Here is an 18,703-nt window from a genome sequence, read left to right on the forward strand (position 1 = left end):
TACGGGCAGGATCGTGGGGCACATCCTCGACATTCTCGGCGCGATGCTCGGCTGGTTGACGATTGCCCTCGCCGCGTGCGGTATCGTCTATCAAGCGATTGCCGCGATCGTTTTGCGGCGATTTATCGCGAACGCGCCTCCGGTGGCGCCCCGTACGGATGCGGTAACGCTGCTCAAGCCGCTGTACGGCGCGGAACCGCGGCTGTTCGAAAATCTCGAGACCTTCCTGACGCTCGACCATGCTGGCCCGGTGCAAATGGTGTGCGGCATCCAACGATCCGATGACCCCGCCATCGCGGTGGTCGAAGCCCTGCGCGCGGCCTATCCGGCGGCCACCATCGATCTTGTGATCGACTCGACCGTTCATGGCGCAAGCGGCAAGGTCTCCAATCTCATCAACATGCTTCAGGCTGCACGGCACCCCGTGCTGGTGCTGAGCGACAGCGACATTGCGGTTATGCCAGACTATCTGTCTCGGCTGCTCGACACGCTCGACCGCCCCAATGTCGAGATCGTATCCTGCCTGTATCGCGGTCGCGGCGATGGCGGTTTCTGGTCGCGTTTCGGGGCGGCGGGGCTGACCTACCAATTCATCATCGGCGTCGTCGTCGCGGTGGCCTATGATCTTGCCGCGCCGTGCATGGGATCGACCATCGCACTCAAACGGGAAACGTTGGCGCGCGTGGGCGGGTTCGAGCGTTTTGCCGACACGCTTGCGGATGACCATGCGCTCGGCCAGGCGGTCATCGGGCTCGGCCACAAGCTTGCGGTGCCCCCGATGTTCGTCACCCACGCCTTTGACGAGACGCGCGCGGCTGCGCTGTGGTCGCACGAGGTGCGGTGGGCAGCGACGGTGCGCGACGTCGCGTTCTGGCCCTATGTCGGCGTCATCATCGGCATTCCGCTCCCGGTCGCGTGCCTCGCGTGTCTCTACGCGCCGGGCATCGGCCTTGCGCTCGTCATAGGCGCGCTGATCGCGCGGTTGGTGGTTGTGCGGAGCGTGGATGCGGCGGTAGGAGAGCCGGTCGCACCGTTTTGGATGGCACCGACGCATGATTTTTTCAGCTTCGCGGTCTATATCGCCAGCTTCTTCGTGCGCTCGGTTGCGTGGCGCGGGGCGACGCTTAAAATGAAGGACGACGGTCGGATCTCGGCCGCTACGGAGCAACGGGCATGATGCGCACCCTTTTCCTGCAGGCACCGTCGTTCGACGGCTATGATGGCGGTGCCGGTGCGCGCTACCAGATGAAACGTGAGGTAAAGTCCTTCTGGTACCCGACCTGGATCGCGCAGCCCGCCGCGATGGTCGAAGGATCGAAACTGATCGACGCCCCCGCGCATGACCAGTCGTGGGAGGATATCGCGCACGAATTCGACACGCGCGATCTCGTCATCCTCCACACCTCGACGCCCAGCTTCAACCAGGACATCCGCACCGCCCGCCTGATCAAGGAGCGCAATCCCAAGATCATCGTCGCGTTCGTCGGCGCGAAAGTGATGATCGAGGACAAGGCGAGCTTGGAAGCCTGCGAGGCGATCGATCTCGTCTGCCGCGAGGAATATGATTTCACTTGCGTCGAACTGGCCGAAGGACGCCCCTTCGCCGAGATCGACGGCATCACCTGGCGCGCGCCCGACGGCAGCATCGTCCGCAACAAGGATCGCGCGCAGATCGAGAATATGGACATCCTCCCGATGGTCTCGCCGATCTACAAGCGCGACCTCGACACCTCCAAATATTATGGCGGCTATCAGCGCCATCCGTACGTCAGCTTCTACACCGGGCGCGGCTGCAAGAGCCGCTGCACCTTCTGCCTCTGGCCGCAGACGATTAGCGGACATCGCTATCGCCACCAAAGCGCGGGCAAGGTGATCGAGGAGGTGAAGTACATCCTCCGCGAAATGCCCGAGGTGAACGAAATCTTCTTCGACGACGATACGCTCGCCGACGCGCATGATTTCGTGGTCGAGTTGTCGGGCGAGCTACGCAAATTGGGTTTCGGCACGCCCGGCTTCCGCGTCACCTGGGGCTGCAATGCCAAGGCCAATGTGCCCTATCCGGTGCTCAAGGCGATGAAGGAGGGCGGCTGCCGCGTGCTGCTCGTCGGTTACGAAAGCGGCAACCAGCAGATTCTGCACAACATCAAGAAGGGCCTGCGCGTCGATGTCGCACGGCAATTCACCAAGGACGCGCATTCGCTCGGCCTGACGATCCACGGCACCTTCATTCTCGGCCTGCCCGGCGAGACGCTCGAGACGATCGAGGAGACGATTCAGTACGCCAAGGAAATCGATCCGCACACCATCCAGGTGTCGCTCGCCGCTCCTTATCCTGGCACGTTCCTATACAAGCAGGCGATCGAGAATGGCTGGTTCGACAAGTCGCACGATCTGCTGACCGATGATGGCGGCCAGATTGCGCAATTGTCCTATCCACACCTGTCCTCGGCGGTGATTTTCGACAAGGTCGAGGAATTCTACAAGCGCTTCTATTTCCGCCCGTCCAAGATCTGGGAAATCGTCCGCGAAATGCTGACCGACTGGCAAATGATGAAGCGCCGCCTGCGCGAGGGCGTCGAGTTCTTCGACTTCCTGCGGCGGCGGAAAGAGGCGGCGTAAGCCTCTGGGGTCATGACGACACTTGCCGGAATGACGGTCAATGAGCGGCTTGCCGCGACGGGCCGGTTGGAATTGTGGGACGTCGCGGTTCGCGCGCGTGATCGCGACGCGATGGTCGCGTTGCTCCGCCGCATTGCAGTGCCCGATCCACGGCGCGTGGCCGACGCGGTGCTCGCCGACCCCGTCTTCTACGGCTTTCCGGCGACATGAGGACTGCGATCATCACCGCTGACGATTTCGGCGTTTCGCGCCAAGTCAACGAAGCGGTCGAACAAGCACACCGCGCGGGCATCCTGACGGTCACCAGCCTGATGGTGACGGGCGCTGCGGCGGCCGACGCGGTGGCGCGAGCGCGCGCCAACCCGACGCTCGGCGTCGGCCTGCACGTCGCTCTGGCAGAGACACCCCCTGCGCTGCCCGCTTCACAGATCCCCGATCTGGTCGACAAACACGGCGCTTTCCGCATCGAATCGCTCCCGGTCGCGCTCGCGCTCGTCGCGCGGCCGGCCGTGCGGCGTCAGCTAGAGGCGGAAATCGACGCGCAATTCGCTTTATTCGCCGCGACCGACCTGCCGCTCGACCATGTCAATTCCCACAAGCACATGCATCTCCACCCGGTGATCGGCGCGATCCTGCTCAAGGTTGGCCTGCGCCACGGCATGAAAGCCCTGCGCGCGCCAATCGAGGACCGCGCGCTGCTGGCCGAGCCAGTCGGCGGCCTGGACATCGCCAAGCCCTTCGCGCGCCGCGTCCAGCGGTCCGCGCGCAGGGCCGGAGTGCAAGTTCCCGATCGCACCTTCGGCCTCGCCTGGTCCGGTGAGATGCGCGCAGAGCGGGTGCGCGGCATCCTCGAAACGCTGCCGGGCGGGGTGAGCGAAATCTACCTCCACCCCGCGACCGGCCCCTATCCGCTCTCCGCACCCGGCTACCAATACGAGGCCGAACTCGCCGCACTCACCGACCCCGGGGTGCTCGCGATCGTGGCGGAGCGCGGCATCACCCTCGCACGCTTCGGCGACCTGTGAACAAATCCGCGCAAATCGGGCTGCTGCTCGCAACCGTCATCGGCCTCGCCGTTGCAGCAGCAACCGTCGGCAGCGTCGGGCTCAGCCAGGTCACCACCGCGATGGCGACGATCGGTTGGCTCGGCATGGCAAGCTTCGTTCTCTGGTCGGGCGGCGTGCTCGGGTTGCTGGGCATGGCTTGGGTCTCCGTCGCGCCCGGCGAACCCGTCACCCACGCCGCGCGCTTCGTCTGGGCCCGCACCACGCGCGAAGCAGCGACCGACATCCTGCCCTTTTCGCAGCTCGGGGGGCTCGTCGTAGGCGCGAGGACGCTGGCGGCGTTTGGCGTGCCACAGCCGGTGATCTACGCGTCGATGATCGCCGATCTCACCACCGAAATGGCCGCGCAATTGCTCTTCACGCTTGGCGGTGTCGCGGTGCTGCTGATGGTGCTGACAGATCAATCGGTGCAGAACGGCCTCGTCCCGCTAGCTCTTGGCGGCGTGGCGGCAATGGTCGCCTTGATGGCGCTGTTCGTCTTCGCGCAAAAACCCGTGCTGGCGCTGGCGGGGAAACTCGGCGCCCGAATCCTGCCCGGCTCGGTCGCGATGACCGATGCGATCCGCGAACAACTCGACCTCATCTACCGCGAGCCGAAACGCGTCATCGCCGCCTTCCTGTTCAACCTCGCCGCCTGGCTAGCAAGTGCCGCGGGCGCGTGGATCGCGCTGCGCTTCATGGGCGTCGGCACGCCGCTCTGGGCAGTGCTGATGATCGAGGCGCTGATCTTCACGCTGCGCAGCGTCGCCTTCGCCATCCCCGGCGCAATCGGGGTGCAGGAAGCGGCCTATGTCCTGATCGGCCCGCTCGTCGGGATGCCGCCTGCCACCGCACTGGCGCTCTCGCTCCTCAAACGCGCCCGCGACGTAATCATCGCAGTCCCGGCGCTGCTGGCGTGGCAAGTCGGCGAAGCGCGGCGGGTGGTGGCTTAGGCCCTCCCTCCGTTCGTGCTGAGCTTGTCGAAGCACTAATCGCCCCACGCACGTCGGTCTTCGCGGAAGGCAGCCCTTCGACAAGCTCAGGAAGAACGCTTGGGAAGCCAGTCCGAACTCGACCTACGCGGCCTCGCTGACGCCAGCAGATGTCGGCGGCAACGGAACCGCGCGCAGCATCGCATCGAACTCGCCCAACACCGCCCCGCTCGCCGCATCGGCCAGCCCAGCCTCAAGCCGCCGATACGCCGCCAGCACCGTCTGCCCCATTGGCGTCAGGCTCGCACCACGCCCATGCCCGCCGCCCGCAACGGTCTCGACCAATTTCTCCTGCCAGCAGCGGTTCATGCTGTCGACCAGCAGCCAGCTTCGACGGTAGCTCATGCCCATCGCGCGCCCTGCGCCCGAGATTGATCCCTCGCGGTCGATCGCCTCGAGCAGATCGGCCTTGCCCGGCCCCATCGCCAGTTCATCGCCGCAATAGAGCTGCGCCTTGATCTTGAGCTTGCCGACCCGCATGCCCGGGTTTCTAGCCCAAAACCCTGGCAGGTGGCAAAGCGCCGCAAACCGCGTTAGGTCGCAGACATGGCGAAGCCGCACCCGTTCCACTCGATCCACACCCACGGCTTCGTCCGGGTAGGTGCCTGTACCCCGCGCGCGAGCGTCGGCGATTGCGCCGCCAATGCGGACGCCACGATCGCACTGGCCAAGGACGGCCACGCGCAAGGCGCCGACTTGCTGGTCTTCCCCGAGCTCAACATCACCTCCTACGCGATCGACGATCTGCACCTGCAGACCGCGCAACACCGCGCGACCGAGGCGGCGATCGCAGCGGTGGTGGCGGCAAGCGCCAAACTGCGCCCGGTGCTGATCGTGGGCGCCGCGCTCCCCCGCAACGGGCGGCTCTACAATTGCGCGGTGATCATCGCGCGCGGGCGGATCCTCGGCGTCGTGCCAAAAATCTTCCTGCCCAATTACCGCGAATATTATGAGAAGCGCTGGTTTGCCAGCGGCGTGGGGCTGACCGATTGCGAGATCACGCTCGCCGGACAGACCGCCCCGTTCGGCACGGACCTGATCTTCGCTGCCAGCGACCTCCCGCATTTCATCTTCCACGCCGAGACATGCGAAGATTTCTGGGCCCCCACGCCGCCCTCCACGATGGGCGCGCTGGCGGGCGCGCTGATCTGCTGCAACCTGTCCGCATCAAACATCGTGGTCGGCAAGGCACGTGAACGCGCGATGCTGTGCGCGGCGCAAAGCGCGCGCGCGATGTGCGCCTATGTCTTCTCCGCCGCCGGGCCGGGCGAGAGCACCACCGATCTGGCGTGGGACGGCCAGGCGATGATCCACGAACTCGGCGATCTGCTCGCCGAATCGAACCGCTTCAACCGCGCCTCGGAAATCATCTTTGCCGACGTCGATGCCGAACGGATCGCGCAGGAACGGATGCGCGTCGGCACGTTCAACGATGCCGCGCGGCTGGCCGGAAACCCCGAACTGGCGTTCCGCCGCATCGCGTTCGATCACAAGCCCGATTTCAAGGACACCGGCCTCCGCCGCGAAACCCGCCGCTTCCCGTTCGTCCCCAACACGCCCGAAAAGCTCGATCAGGATTGCTACGAGGCGTTCAACATTCAGGTCGAAGGCATCTCAAAACGCTTCGAGGCGGCGCGCGCCGAGCGCCTCGTCATCGGCGTATCGGGCGGGCTCGATTCGACCCACGCGCTGATCGTCGCCGCCAAGGCGATGGACCGGCTCGGGTTACCGCGGAGCCGCATCCTTGGCTTCACCATGCCCGGTTTCGCGACCAGCGAGCACACCAAAGACAATGCCTGGGCGCTGATGCGCGCATTGGGCATCGATGGCGACGAGATCGACATCCGCCCTGCCGCGCGCCAGATGCTCGGCGACATGGGCCACCCCTTCGCGCAAGGCGAACCGGCGTACGACGTGACCTTCGAAAATGTGCAGGCCGGCCTGCGCACCGATTACCTCTTCCGCCTGGCGAATCAGCGCGGCGGGCTGGTGGTCGGCACGGGCGATCTGTCGGAGCTGGCGCTGGGCTGGTGCACCTACGGCGTCGGCGATCAGATGAGCCATTATGCGGTCAACGCAGGCGTGCCCAAGACGCTGATCCAGTTCCTGATTCGCTGGTGCATCCGGACCGATCAGTACGACCGCGATACCGACGCGATTCTGGAAGCGATCTTGGCGACGGAGATTTCACCCGAGCTGGTTCCTGCGGGGGCGGACGGCGCGATCCAAAGCACCGAGGCCCGCATCGGGCCCTACGCGCTCAACGATTTCTTCCTGCATTATGTCGTGCGCCACGGCATGGCGCCGTCGAAGATCGCCTTCCTCGCGCTCCACGCCTGGCGCGACGCGAGCGCCGGGCGCTGGCCGCGCGATTTCCCGGTGGCGGGGCGCGCTGAATATGATCTGGCGACGATCGCTGGCTGGCTCGAGAAATTCCTCGTCCGCTTCTTCGCGACGAGCCAGTTCAAGCGCTCGGCGATCCCCAACGGCCCGAAAGTGTCGAGCGGCGGGGCGCTCAGCCCACGCGGCGACTGGCGGGCACCATCGGACGGCACGGCGCGGGTTTGGCTGGAGGAACTGGCGCGCGGGTTGCCCTAACCGCCGTTCGTTTCGAGCGGAGTCGAGAAACCGCCACATGGACAGGTTTCTCGACTCCGCTCGAAACGAACGGAGGTAAAAGCACCTCGCTAAAGGTGGTTACCGCTTCGCCTTACGCGCAGCGTAGCGCGCGTCGCGCGCCGCCTTCTTGTCGATCTCGGCCTGAATCGCGGCTTGCTCGGCATCCTTGATCGCCTGTTCGGCGGCCTCTGCCTTCGCCAGCTTGTCGAGTCGCGCTTGCTCGATCGCGAGCTTCTTTTCCTCGCGCTTCTTCGCTTCGGCAGCTTCCTTGGCTTCGCGCGCAGCCGCACGGGCGGCGACAACCGCAGGATCGACCGGCGGCTTTGCCTTCAGTTTCGCGAGCGCGCGCTGCTTTGCGTCGGCCGACAGAGCCGCGCGGTCCTGGAAGGTGGGTTCTTTGTAAGATGCCATGCGGCGCGCTTTAGCCTTATCGTCCGGAGAAGGAAATGGCGGAGAGGGTGGGATTCGAACCCACGGTACCCGTGAGGGCACGCCGCATTTCGAGTGCGGTACATTCGACCACTCTGCCACCTCTCCGCGAGGTCTTAAGATGCCGCTTTTTTGGGGGTCCAGCCAAACGACACCGGTCGGTGAGCGCGGGCCTCTAACGCACTGTTTCCCGTCTAGCAAGCGTTTGGCGCAGCATTCTCTTGTGCGGCGGCGAACAAGGCCTAGCCCGGATTATTCATCGGGAGCGATAATCGGTGGTGGCGATCGTGGTCTAAGTCTTTGGTTTGGAGTAGAGAAAGGGTGCTTACGCCATCCCTCTGCTCCAGACAGAAAGTGCCACGACCGCCATGGCCGACGATAGTGGGTTCTCCTTCACCTTCCCAGCCATTCGTGGTCGAAAAATCACCGCCGCGTTCGACGGCGGTCGGCTGACGTCGGACGGCGGCGTGCTACTGCTCGCACAGGCCGAGCGGCGGTTGGGGATCGCGGATCGGCTCGCCGCCTGCATCGCTGATCCGCGCGATCAGGGTCGGGTGATCCACCGGGTCGCCGACATCTTGCGCGCCCGCATGCTCGCGATCTCGTGTGGGTATGAAGACGCCAATGATCTCGACGCCCTGCGGCATGATCCAGGGTTCAAGCTGGCGCTCGGCAAACTGCCGGGTGATCCGTTCGGGCTGGCCAGCCAGCCGACGATGAGCCGGTGGGAAAACGCGCCGACTACGCGCGAGTTGATCCGTCTGACCGGTACGCTGGTCGACCTTTATTGCGCGAGCTACCCCGTGCCACCTGCGGCGGTGACGCTCGACATCGATGATACCGTCGACGTCGTACACGGCGCGCAGCAGCTCTCTTTCTGGAACGGCCACTACGGCGAGCGCTGCTTCCTGCCGATCCATGTCTACGACACCGCTACCGGGCGGCCGGTTGCGATGCTGCTGCGCACCGGCAAAACGCCGTCGGGCAAGGAAGTCGCCGGCCATGTTCGCCGGCTCGTGCGACGTATCCGTCGCCACTGGCCCGATACCCGGATCACGCTGCGCGGCGATGGTCATTACGGTCGGCCAGAGCCGATGGCCTGGTGCGAGGCGAACGGAATCGACTACATCTTCGGGCTGCCCGGCAACCGCACGCTCCACGCCGATCCCGTCATCGTTCGGGAAGGCGATGCCTGCGCGACCGACCGGGCATTGCAGGGACTGGTCGAACTAAGGCGTTACGCAGAGACGCGCTACGCTGCGAAAACCTGGGGGAATACCGAACGTCGCGTCGTTGCTCGCATCGAGGCGAGCAGCCTCGGCCTCGACATCCGCCTCGTTGTCACCTCGCTTGCCGAGGGCAGCGCTGAACGGATCTATGACACGCTTTACTGCGCCCGCGGCCAGGCGGAAAACTTGATCAAGCTGCATAAAACGCAGCTGAAGAGCGACCGAACCTCCTGCTGCTCGGCCAACGCCAATCAGATGCGGCTCATCCTTCACACCGCCGCCTACTGGCTGATGTGGGCCGTGCGGCACGCTATGCCCGCAACCGCCACGCTCCGCACCGCCGAGTTCGCGACCATCCGCCTGCGGCTGCTCAAGGTCGCCGCGCGCGTCGTCGAAACCACCAGCCGCATCCGCATCGCCTTCGCAAGCGCCTGTCCCGATGCCGCGCTGTTCCGATCCATCGCGCTCAACTTGCGCACCACGGGACCATGATCGATGCGGCAGTGGCCGCCAAACGAACCCCGCCCATCAACTCCGCCCCAAACTGTGAACCCGCGATGAGACAGGCGCTTGGGACCCATGCGCCCTGCCTGCGGCTACACGACGCCTGCGCTGACCCATCGGCTGAGAAACGCTGCCGGTGAATAGATCAGGCTAGATTGAGGCCATGCACCGTTCCCCGATTACAACACCGCCCTTCTCTGCCGACATTCCCCTGCCGCCCGTCAGCCATGCGCGCTTTGCAATTGGTGACGTCGTGCGTCACCGCATGTTCGATTTCCGCGGGGTGATTTTCGACGTCGATCCGATCTTCGCCAATAGCGACGAATGGTATGATGCGATCCCGGAGAATATGCGTCCGGCAAAGGACCAGCCGTTCTACCATCTGCTCGCCGAGAATATGGAGTCGAGCTACGTCGCTTATGTCAGCCAGCAGAATCTGGTTCCCGACGATACCGACGAACCGGTCGACCATCCCGCCATCGCGGGCATGTTCGGCGAATATGAAGACGGCAAATACCCGCTGCGGCGCGAACACCGGCACTGATCGCGCGCGACGCAGGATTTGAAAAGGGGCGGCGGATCATCTGATCCACCGCCCCTTTTCGTCCGTCGTATCGGAACCCAAGCGTCCGGGAGCATTCCTGCCCCCGGACCATGCGATCCTCAATATTTGACGCGAAGGCGGGCGTAGTAGAACCCGCCGTTCATGCCGAACGGCCCGCCCGAGCGCGGGTAGACCTGCCCGTCGTTCAGGCCGCCCGACAGCGCGTAGATCGGGTTGACCGGCGATGCCTGGACCTTGTCGGGGAAGGTGTTGAACAAATTGTTCGCGCCCAAGGTCAACGTGTAATGCTTGGCAACGGTGAAGCTGACGTCGAGGTCGAACAAAGTCTTTCCGCTGAAGATCTGTGACGGCGGTGCCGATGTCGCGCCGGCGACCGGTGCGACGAGGTTGTACTCGAGCGCGTTCGACCATTCGCCGAAATAGTTAGCGCGGGCGTTGATCGTGAAGTTGTCGACCTGCCACCCCGCCGAGGCGGTAATGCGGTTTCGCGGGGCAAGGTTGGCGATATTATATTGCTGCTGCAGGCTGACCAGCGGTTGTCCGGCGGTCGTCAGCTTAATGTTCTTCGCCTTCAGATTGTTGTAGCTATAGGCCAGCGTAAAGTTGAGCGGCCCGCCCAGCAACTCGGTGCGATAGTTCGCCACCGCCTCGACACCCTTTGACGAGACATCGAAGCCGTTGGTGAAATAGTTCACCACGCCGCCGAGACCCACCGACGCGAGCGACGGCAGCGCCGCGATGTTCGCCGCGGACACCGTGAAGTTCTGCGAAATGCCGATACGGTTCTTGATCTGGATGATGTAGCCATCGACCGTCAGCGATAGCGCGCTGGTCGGTTTCAGAACGATACCCGCACCATAGTTCGTCGACCGCTCGGGGTTGAGCAACCCGGCGCCATAGAATTGCGCGATCGCGCTCGACGTCGGATAGGTGCCGGTCTGGACCTGATTGCCGCCAAGGAAGTTCGTCGTCACGACCTGCGTGTTGTTCTGGCCTGGCGACGGGGCGTGGAAGCCGGTGCCGACCGTTGCGCGCAGCGAGACCGCGTCTGTCACGCGGAACAGCGCGTTCGCCTTGCCCACGAAGACCCCGCCAAAGGTGTTGTAGTTCTCGTACCGTCCGGCGAGCCCCACCGTCAGCGCTTTGGTGATGTCGGTTTCGGCACCGACGTAGATGGCGTAGCTTTTCTGGGTCGACACGCCCGCAAAGTTCGGGCTGGTGCCGCCATAGCCGCTCGCGGCCGGCGACTGGGTCGCAGTGACAGGCTGTACGGCGCCGTTGAGCAGGATTGGCGCGCCTGCCGCGTCGCGCACGATGGTGCGCTGATACACGCCCGGCGCGATCTGGTCATAGAGCGGCTGCGAGGCGAACGGCCCTGCTCCATAGGATTGCAAATCACCGGTCGTCTTCTCGTAACGCTCACGGCGATACTCCGAGCCTGCCGACAGCACGATCGGGCTGTCGAAGCCGACTTCGACCGGATAGGTGAAATCGGCGTTCAGCGTGATTTCGCTCTGGATCAGCTTGCCGAACTGGAAGCTCGTCTGGCTCTGCTGCGGGCCGTAGGACGCCGACAGCGAGTTGGTCATCGACAAGTCGAGCGAGTTGCGGCTCAACGTCCCCGACAGGTCGTATGTAAAGCCGCTGCCGGCTTTGCCCTTGAAGCCCAGCGTCCCATAGATCTGATCGACCTTACCGATGAAGCGCGGCGTGAAGCCACCGGGATAGATGCTCGTAAAGCTGACCGTGGTGCCGTTGTTCAGTGGGAACAGAGCACTGGGGGCGCTTACGAAGCCAGGTGCTCCGTTCACCGGCGAACACGTCGCATTACCTGCCGGGCATGCGGTCGTGAAAATGGGGTTGAATGATCCGTTGCGGCCCAATGTCACCGTTGTGTTGGTCGTGCCGTCGCTGCGGACGAACCCACCATTCGTCTGCGACGGACGATAGTTGAAACTCTGGTTGGTTTCGCTGTGCGCCAGGTTTCCCGTAAAATAGACTTGGCTCTGTGCGCCTATGTCGAGCGCCGCATTGAGGAACAGCTTGTAGCCATGGCCGGGCGACGTTCCCCAGATCTGCGCCGGGTTCGGCACGGCGACCGAGGGGTTGTTCGCCTGGATCGTGATCGCGCTGGCGCGCGTCACGCCGCGGCTGGTCTGCCCCTGGTCGTAATATTCACCCGCAAGGCTGACGAAGCCGCGGTCGCCGATCTTCAGCCCGCCATATCCCGAAAAGATCTTGCTGATGCCGTCACCGCGATAGGTCTTTCCGTAAAGGGCCTGCGCCTCGATGCCGACGTCGCGGCGGATCGAATAGTTGAGCACGCCCGCCAAAGCGTCGGCGCCATATTGCGCGGTCGCGCCGTCCCGCAGCACCTGCAAATTGCCGATCGCAATCGCGGGGATGTTGCCGATGTCGGCGCCCTGCGACCCGAACGACAGCGCCGTGTCAGCGCCGGTGTAGACGTTGACGAGCGCCGAACGATTGTACCGCTTGCCGTTGATCATGACCAGGATCTGGTCCGCACCCAGACCGCGCAGCGATGGCGCGCGCACGAAGGTCGATGCGTCGGAGATGGTGTTCTGCGGAACGAAAAACGACGGAACGAGGTTCCTGATCGCATCGAGCATGTTCACGGCCGGCTGCGAAGCCAGTTCGGCCGAGCTGATCACATCGATCGGGGATGCCGAATCGGTGACCGACCGATCGGTGCGGCGGGTGCCGATGACGACGATATCCCCGTCGGCGGGCGCTTGTGCCGCCGGTTCGCTCGATTGCAGCCCGGCTGTAGCAGCCTCGGCCTCACGGCGCTCCTCGGCCAGCGCAGGCGTGGCGGCGCTGGCAACCGCCAGCGCGAGCAGTGAAATCGCGTTTCTGTAGATCACGGTCAAATCCCCCAAAGATGAAATCACGTTGCAGTCGATCGACACAATTTTGCTCAGACGGCACGAAGACACGCTCCGTGCCGACCAACTTAGTCGACATCAGCAAACACACGTTCCCCTGCCGCAAAGGCGACAGCCGGTAGACCTGCGAACTTCTTGTATCCCGCTGCACCATCCAGATAAAATCGGTGCAACCGGACTTTGATTGGGGATTTTACGCGGGGCTAATCTTACCGAAAGCAACTTTGTTGCTCCAATTCTGATCGCCTCGTCTGTCCCGTTACGGATGACGCCATATCGGCATATCCATTGCAACATAAAGTTCATCGATTTGGGTGGAGTCGTCCGAATTAGGGCATTTTCGGCCCTAACTATGGCGTTTCGGCAACGCTTTCGTGGAGCTGGCCCGGTGCTGTATCGCGTTGTGACGGTTGACAGCGGCGCGCTCCTCGCATAGCTGGCGCTTCTTTCCCGCGCTCGGCTTGCCGTGCGTGGGGTACAGGTATTTTGCCCCACCGGGGCACGGCATTTTTTGAAAGTGACTTAGGCCCATGTTCGCAATCGTGCGCACGGGCGGCAAGCAGTACCGCGTTGCCGCCGGAGACAAGATCGTCGTCGAGAAGCTCGAAGGCGAAGCTGGGGCGTCGATCACGCTCGGCGATATCCTGCTGGCGGGCGAAGGCTCGGAGCTGCATTCAGTCGAGGGCCTCACCGTCTCGGCTGAGATCATCGCGCAGGCGAAGGCCGACAAGATCATCGTCTTCAAGAAGCGTCGTCGTCACAACTATCGCCGCAAGAACGGTCATCGCCAGCAGCACACGATCCTGCGCATCACCGCGATCGGTGGCGAAGAGAAGAAGGCCGTGAAGGCCAAAACTGCAGCTCCGGCGGAAGCCGAAGCCCCGGCCGCTCAGGCGTAAGGAGTAATTCGAGATGGCACATAAGAAAGCAGGCGGTTCCTCGCGCAACGGTCGTGATTCGGCCGGTCGTCGCCTTGGCGTCAAGAAGTTCGGTGGCGAAGCCGTCATCCCGGGCAACATCCTCGTGCGTCAGCGCGGCACCAAATTCTATCCCGGCACCAATGTCGGCATCGGCAAGGACCACACCTTGTTCGCGCTGACCGAGGGTCGAGTCGCGTTCCATCAAGGTAAGCTTGGCCGCAAATTCTGTTCGGTCGAGATGCCGATCGCGATTGCGGCTGAATAACATCGGGTAACCGGACGGGTTGCCCACCAGGGCGACCCGAGGTCTTAACCGACCATCGAACAGGGAGATCGGGTCACCCCGGTCTCCCTTTTTTCTTGCTCCCTCCCCACCCATTGTCGCTTTCCCGTCACGAGACACGGGCATGCGGCAGCGACGAGGAGAGTAGAATGTTCGCTCGTACCCGGAGATTGACGCTGCGGCCCGGCTGGCCGGAGGACGCCCCTGCCCTCGCCGCCGCGATCGGGCATGAGGCTGTGGCGATGAAGCTTGCCCGCCTGCCATGGCCCTATGCCGAGGCACATGCGCAAGAGTGGCTTTCACTTCCACGCGGCGCGACCGACGCAACGTGCCTCATTCTCAGCCACGACCATGATTATCCGCAGTTGATCGGCTGCATCAGCATCGAAATGCGGGAGGGCGCGCCGGAGCTTGGCTATTGGCTGACGCCCGCCGCATGGGGGCGTGGCTATGCCACAGAGGCCGGGAAAGCGATGCTTGGCATGGCGCGTCACGCCCTGGGGCTGAAACAGGTCGCCTCGGGCTATTTCGCGGACAATCCCGGATCGGGTAACGTGCTGCGCAAGCTTGGCTTTTACGAAACAGGCGAGGAAATGCGCGAGAGTGTCGCACGCGGCCATGCAACACGGTGCATTACGATGGCGCTCGACTTGGCCGATGGCGCAGCCACGGATTTTAGACTGGCGGCCTGAGCGCGCGTAGCGTTCGCGTTCGGGCTGCGGACGTTAATCGATCACACCACCCCGGCGAAGGCCGGGGCCCAGTCGCGGTTGCCGATGTAACGGGCACAGCGTTCGCCAACACAACGCGCGCAACTGGGCCCCGGCTTCCGCCGGGGTGGAAGCCCCCCCTCAATACGACGGCCCCACAAAGTCCGAGAATTTCGTGATGCTCGGTTCGAACTTCAGCGTCACCTTGCCGGTCGAGCCGTGGCGTTGCTTGGCGACGATCAGCTCGGCCAAGCCATCGACGCGCGAGAGATGTTCGGACCATTTCGCATGCTTGTCCTGCACATCGGCCGGGCTGCTCGAATTCGGGATCTCGGGCTGGCTCATATTGAGGTAATAATCCTCGCGATACACGAACATCACCATGTCGGCGTCCTGCTCGATCGACCCCGATTCGCGCAGATCCGACAGAAGCGGCCGTTTGTCCTCGCGGCTTTCGACCGCGCGGCTGAGCTGCGACAGCGCCATCACCGGCACGTTCAAATCCTTCGCGATGTTCTTGAGACCGCGGCTGATTTCGGAAATCTCCTGCACGCGCCCATCACCCGAACTCTTGGCGCTGCCCGACAGCAATTGAAGGTAATCGACCACGATCAGCCCAAGCTGGTTGTTGAGCTTGCGCTGCAACCGCCGCGCGCGGGTGTGCAGCGCGCCGATCGACAACCCTGCGCTATCATCGATGAACAGCGGCAGGCTCTCCAGGCTAGCGGCCGCGGCGGCGAGCTTGTGGAATTCCTGATGGCTGATCTTGCCCGATCGCAGCACTTCGGAATTGATCCCCGATTGCTCGGCCAGAATACGCCCGGCGAGCTGATCGGCCGACATTTCGAGGCTGAAAAACGCGACCTTCGCCCCCAGCGAGCGATCCGGCTCGATCCCGTCGGCCATATCGCGCATCCAACGTTGCGCGGCGTTGTACGCAATGTTGGTGGCGAGCGACGTCTTGCCCATGCCCGGACGCCCGGCGAGGATCATAAGATCGGATCGGTGCATGCCGCCGATCTTCGCGTTCAGACTGTCCAGGCCCGTGGTAATGCCCGAGATATGCCCGCCCGAATTGAGCGCGATCTCGGCCATCTTGATCGTCATCGTCGATGCCTGGACGAAGGTCTTGATCTGCGAATCGCTGCCACCGTCCGCCGCGACCTTGTAAAGTTCCTCCTCCGCCGCCTCGATCTGCGCGCGCGGATTGACCTCTTCGGAGGTATCCATCGCCCGCTCAACGAGACCACGGCCTACCGTCACCAGCGTACGCAACATCGCCAGATCGTAAATCTGCTTGGCAAATTCGCGCGCGCCGAGCAGGCCCGCGCCCGATCCGGTCAATTGCGCGAGGTACGCCGGCCCGCCGAGTTCGCGCATCCCGACATCGGCCTCGAACATCGGGCGCAGCGTGACCGGGCTCGCCAGCATGTCGTTGCCCCGCAGGGTGCGGATCGCGGCGAAGATGCGGCCGTGCAACGGCTCGAAAAAATGGTCGGGATCGAGCGCGTCGATCAGATCGTCGGCGAGGCGATTGTCGATCATCATCGCGCCGAGCATCGCGGCCTCGGCCTCGACATTTTGCGGCAACGAGACAGCCTCGGGCACGGTTGCGGAGACGGGTGGAGATGCGAATGCTGTGGCCATCGCGCCTTCTCACAGACGCCCCGATTCGGGTCAAACGCGCGCGGCAAAAATAACGGGGATAAGTCTCGGGGGTTCGACCGACCCGGCGTTTAGCGCGTCGCCATCTGGCGCAGCGCGGACAAGGTGTCCTGGATCGTTTCGCGCGGCGGGGGCGGCGGCATCTGCGGGGGTTCTCCGGCTGCGGGCGCTCCTGCTACCGTCGGGTCAATCGCAGGCTGCACCGGCCGTCGCGCGGCGGCCACCCGTTCCAGGCGATCGAGCAACGCTTGCACGGTCTCCGAAGGATCGGCCTTCGCTGGTGCTGGTCGCACCATCGGGGTCAGCGGGAAGGTTTCGAAGCGTTCGCTTGGCTCGAACGTCTGCGGGCGCTCAGGCGTCGCTTCGACCGGTGCCGGAAACCATTCGAGGGGCGCTTCGGGCACTGCGGCTGGGTCGAACGCGGCGAGCGGTTGATCGAGGTCGGTCGGCAACGGTTGTTCGATCGGCGCTGGCGGCGCCATCTCGATCACCACCGGCGTCACTTCCGACGCATCGACATGCACCGGCTTGGCGCGCACTTCGAGGAAGGGCGTGCCGAGATCGGTATTGGCGAACAACGGCCGACGCGCCGGGGCATCGGGGTGCGAATCGGCGCGACGCAGCACGGGTGCGGACACCGAACCCTGCTCGGACCCGCGACCCGGGCGCTGCACGACGATGGTCCGCGTCCCAAACATCAAAAACATGCCGAACCACGCGATCAACCCGACGCCGCCGCCGCACAGCAGCACCAGCACCAGCCGCGCGGTCAGCCCAAGCGGCGGTTCGGCGGCGGAGAGGACCGCGGCGATCCCGCTGTCGACCACCATCGATTCGAGCAGATCGGTCGGGATCAGCGCGAACATCGCGGCGGTCAGCACGCCGATCACGCCCGCGGCAAGCGGTGCGATCGGCAGGATCAGAGGTTTGGAACGGGGGGACTCGGCCATGATGTAGGGGATGGCATAGCACCGGTAAGTTTCTGGTAAACGGGCGCGTAACGCTCAATGTTGGTCGCCCAGTTGCGCTCCGCCTCCACAAACGCGCGACCGCGCGCGCGCCGACCCGCCCAGCTATCCCGATCCGCCAGCAATGCCGCCAACGCGCGCGCCATTCCGGCAGGATCGTCGGGCGGGAACAGCGTCCCGGTGTCACCGTCGCGAATCAGCTCGCGATGCCCCCCCACATCGGATGCGGCGACCAGGCGGCGCTGCGCCATCGCCTCCAGCGGTTTGAGCGGCGTGACGAGGTCGGTCAGCCGCATGTGCTTGCGCGGGTAAGCGAGCACATCGACGATGCTGTAATAGCGCTCGACCTCGGTATGCGGCACGCGCCCGATGAAATGGATATGCGCCGCCACCGGGGAGGCCGCCGCTTGCGCACGAAGCGCGGCTTCCATCGGCCCGCCGCCGACGAGCACGAGCCGCGCCTGCGGGCGCGCCGCTACCAGCAACGGCATCGCCGCGATCAGATCGTCGAGCCCCTCATAATCATAGAAGCTGCCGATGAAGCCGATCACTTCGGCGCCCTTCAACCCAAGCGAGTCGGCCAGCGCCTGATCAAAGGGCAAGGGTGCCCCGAACACCGACATGTCGACGCCATTGGGGGAGACGATCAGCTTCGCCGGATCGACCCCGCGCGCCAACAGATCGCGCCGCAGCCCGTCACAAATCACCGCGACCGCATCCACGCGCTTCACTGCCCAGGTTTCCAGCGCACGCGTCGCGCGATAGCGCAGCGATCCTTCGGTCCCCGTGCCATTGCCGACCGCTGCATCCTCCCAGAATGCGCGGATTTCGTAGACGATCGGCAGCTTGCGCCGCTTCGCGACGCGCAATCCCGCCAGCGCATCGAGCACGGGCGAATGCGCGTGCAGCACGTCGGGCTTGAACTCAGCCACCACCTGATCGATCCGTCGCGCGAAGGCGCGGATTTCGCGCAACTCACCGAACGGGCTGATCGTTTCCGGGACCGGTTCGGTCCGGTAGAAATCGATCCCGTCGACGCTCTCCTGCGCCAGATCGCGCGCGCCGTTGCGCGGGCCGGTCACTGCCGCGACCTCCCATCCACGCCGCTGCTGGCTCTTCAGGATCGCGCGCGTGCGGAAGGTGTAGCCGCTCTGCAAGGGCAGCCCGTGGTCCAATATGTGGAGAATGCGCATGGCACTTCCCTAATCCGCGACTGCTTAACGGAGCCTCAACCCGCCCGCGCGTAGGGCG

17 protein-coding genes and 1 tRNA gene are annotated in these 18,703 nt (G+C 64.2%); 11 read left to right on the forward strand and 7 right to left on the reverse strand.

Translation table 11 applies throughout. From position 1 onward, the window contains the following. Positions 1-13 precede the first annotated feature (13 nt). From hpnI to HMP06_RS07905, 5 genes are read left to right on the forward strand one after another with little or no spacing between them, the layout of a single operon-like run. Positions 14-1,177: a bacteriohopanetetrol glucosamine biosynthesis glycosyltransferase HpnI gene (gene hpnI, locus HMP06_RS07885; RefSeq protein ID WP_176496600.1), complete on the forward strand. Its 1,164-nt coding sequence runs from the start codon at positions 14-16 to the stop codon at positions 1,175-1,177. Next, positions 1,174-2,619, forward strand: a complete 1,446-nt coding sequence (hpnJ, locus tag HMP06_RS07890) for a hopanoid biosynthesis associated radical SAM protein HpnJ (RefSeq protein ID WP_176496601.1) — start codon at positions 1,174-1,176, stop codon at positions 2,617-2,619. The genes hpnI and hpnJ overlap by 4 nt, the downstream gene beginning before the upstream one ends. Before the next feature lie 12 nt (positions 2,620-2,631). Next, positions 2,632-2,829 carry a hypothetical protein gene (locus tag HMP06_RS07895; protein ID WP_176496602.1) on the forward strand — a complete coding sequence of 66 codons (198 nt, stop codon included), beginning with the start codon at positions 2,632-2,634 and terminating at the stop codon, positions 2,827-2,829. Continuing rightward, on the forward strand, positions 2,826-3,644 hold the full coding sequence (hpnK, locus tag HMP06_RS07900) for a hopanoid biosynthesis-associated protein HpnK (RefSeq protein ID WP_176496603.1): 819 nt from the start codon (positions 2,826-2,828) through the stop codon (positions 3,642-3,644). Before HMP06_RS07895 ends, hpnK begins: the two co-directional genes overlap by 4 nt. Then, a complete protein-coding gene (locus HMP06_RS07905; RefSeq protein WP_176496604.1) occupies positions 3,641-4,615 on the forward strand; it encodes a lysylphosphatidylglycerol synthase domain-containing protein in 975 nt (324 codons plus the stop codon). Before hpnK ends, HMP06_RS07905 begins: the two co-directional genes overlap by 4 nt. 123 nt (positions 4,616-4,738) lie before the next feature. On the opposite strand, the gene HMP06_RS07910 is transcribed toward HMP06_RS07905, so the two are convergent. Continuing rightward, positions 4,739-5,134 (reverse strand): winged helix-turn-helix domain-containing protein, encoded by a 396-nt coding sequence (locus tag HMP06_RS07910; protein WP_176496605.1) that lies wholly within the window; start codon positions 5,132-5,134, stop codon positions 4,739-4,741. Positions 5,135-5,200: 66 nt separating this feature from the next. Between HMP06_RS07910 and HMP06_RS07915 the strand changes: the two genes are divergently transcribed. Then, on the forward strand, positions 5,201-7,252 hold the full coding sequence (locus tag HMP06_RS07915) for an NAD(+) synthase (RefSeq protein WP_176496606.1): 2,052 nt from the start codon (positions 5,201-5,203) through the stop codon (positions 7,250-7,252). A 99-nt stretch (positions 7,253-7,351) separates the two neighbouring features. Here HMP06_RS07915 and HMP06_RS07920 read toward each other — a convergent pair whose 3' ends face one another. After that, entirely contained in the window at positions 7,352-7,684 is a 333-nt protein-coding gene (locus tag HMP06_RS07920) for a DUF6481 family protein (protein WP_176496607.1), read from the reverse strand. Positions 7,685-7,720: 36 nt separating this feature from the next. Beyond that, a tRNA-Ser gene (locus HMP06_RS07925) sits at positions 7,721-7,810 on the reverse strand. A 260-nt stretch (positions 7,811-8,070) separates the two neighbouring features. Between HMP06_RS07925 and HMP06_RS07930 the strand changes: the two genes are divergently transcribed. Both HMP06_RS07930 and hspQ read left to right on the forward strand, forming a co-directional pair. Next, on the forward strand, positions 8,071-9,423 hold the full coding sequence (locus HMP06_RS07930; RefSeq protein WP_176495742.1) for an IS1380 family transposase: 1,353 nt from the start codon (positions 8,071-8,073) through the stop codon (positions 9,421-9,423). A gap of 175 nt (positions 9,424-9,598) precedes the next feature. Then, positions 9,599-9,979: a heat shock protein HspQ gene (gene hspQ, locus HMP06_RS07935; RefSeq protein ID WP_176496608.1), complete on the forward strand. Its 381-nt coding sequence runs from the start codon at positions 9,599-9,601 to the stop codon at positions 9,977-9,979. 119 nt (positions 9,980-10,098) lie between these two features. On the opposite strand, the gene HMP06_RS07940 is transcribed toward hspQ, so the two are convergent. After that, positions 10,099-12,885 carry a TonB-dependent receptor plug domain-containing protein gene (locus HMP06_RS07940; RefSeq protein WP_232089915.1) on the reverse strand — a complete coding sequence of 929 codons (2,787 nt, stop codon included), beginning with the start codon at positions 12,883-12,885 and terminating at the stop codon, positions 10,099-10,101. A 551-nt stretch (positions 12,886-13,436) separates the two neighbouring features. Here HMP06_RS07940 and rplU point away from each other — a divergent pair. The 3 genes from rplU (at position 13,437) to HMP06_RS07955 (ending at position 14,801) form a co-directional block, all read left to right on the forward strand. Further along, positions 13,437-13,805 carry a 50S ribosomal protein L21 gene (gene rplU / locus HMP06_RS07945; RefSeq protein WP_176496609.1) on the forward strand — a complete coding sequence of 123 codons (369 nt, stop codon included), beginning with the start codon at positions 13,437-13,439 and terminating at the stop codon, positions 13,803-13,805. A gap of 13 nt (positions 13,806-13,818) precedes the next feature. Further along, positions 13,819-14,091, forward strand: a complete 273-nt coding sequence (gene rpmA, locus HMP06_RS07950) for a 50S ribosomal protein L27 (RefSeq protein WP_176496610.1) — start codon at positions 13,819-13,821, stop codon at positions 14,089-14,091. A 167-nt stretch (positions 14,092-14,258) separates the two neighbouring features. Beyond that, a complete protein-coding gene (locus tag HMP06_RS07955; RefSeq protein ID WP_176496611.1) occupies positions 14,259-14,801 on the forward strand; it encodes a GNAT family N-acetyltransferase in 543 nt (180 codons plus the stop codon). Between the two features lie 159 nt (positions 14,802-14,960). Here the strand turns inward: HMP06_RS07955 and HMP06_RS07960 are convergent, their stop codons facing one another. The 3 genes from HMP06_RS07960 to HMP06_RS07970 form a co-directional block, all read right to left on the reverse strand. Continuing rightward, positions 14,961-16,466 carry a replicative DNA helicase gene (locus HMP06_RS07960; protein WP_176496612.1) on the reverse strand — a complete coding sequence of 502 codons (1,506 nt, stop codon included), beginning with the start codon at positions 16,464-16,466 and terminating at the stop codon, positions 14,961-14,963. 89 nt (positions 16,467-16,555) lie between these two features. Then, entirely contained in the window at positions 16,556-17,434 is an 879-nt protein-coding gene (locus HMP06_RS07965; protein ID WP_176496613.1) for a hypothetical protein, read from the reverse strand. Beyond that, positions 17,404-18,645, reverse strand: coding sequence for a TIGR04063 family PEP-CTERM/XrtA system glycosyltransferase (locus HMP06_RS07970; protein WP_176496614.1), 1,242 nt, complete (start codon positions 18,643-18,645; stop codon positions 17,404-17,406). The genes HMP06_RS07965 and HMP06_RS07970 overlap by 31 nt, the downstream gene beginning before the upstream one ends. Between the last annotated feature and the right edge of the window lie 58 nt (positions 18,646-18,703).

Origin of the sequence: Sphingomonas sp. HMP6 (assembly GCF_013374095.1) — a bacterium.
Taxonomy (GTDB): domain Bacteria; phylum Pseudomonadota; class Alphaproteobacteria; order Sphingomonadales; family Sphingomonadaceae; genus Sphingomonas.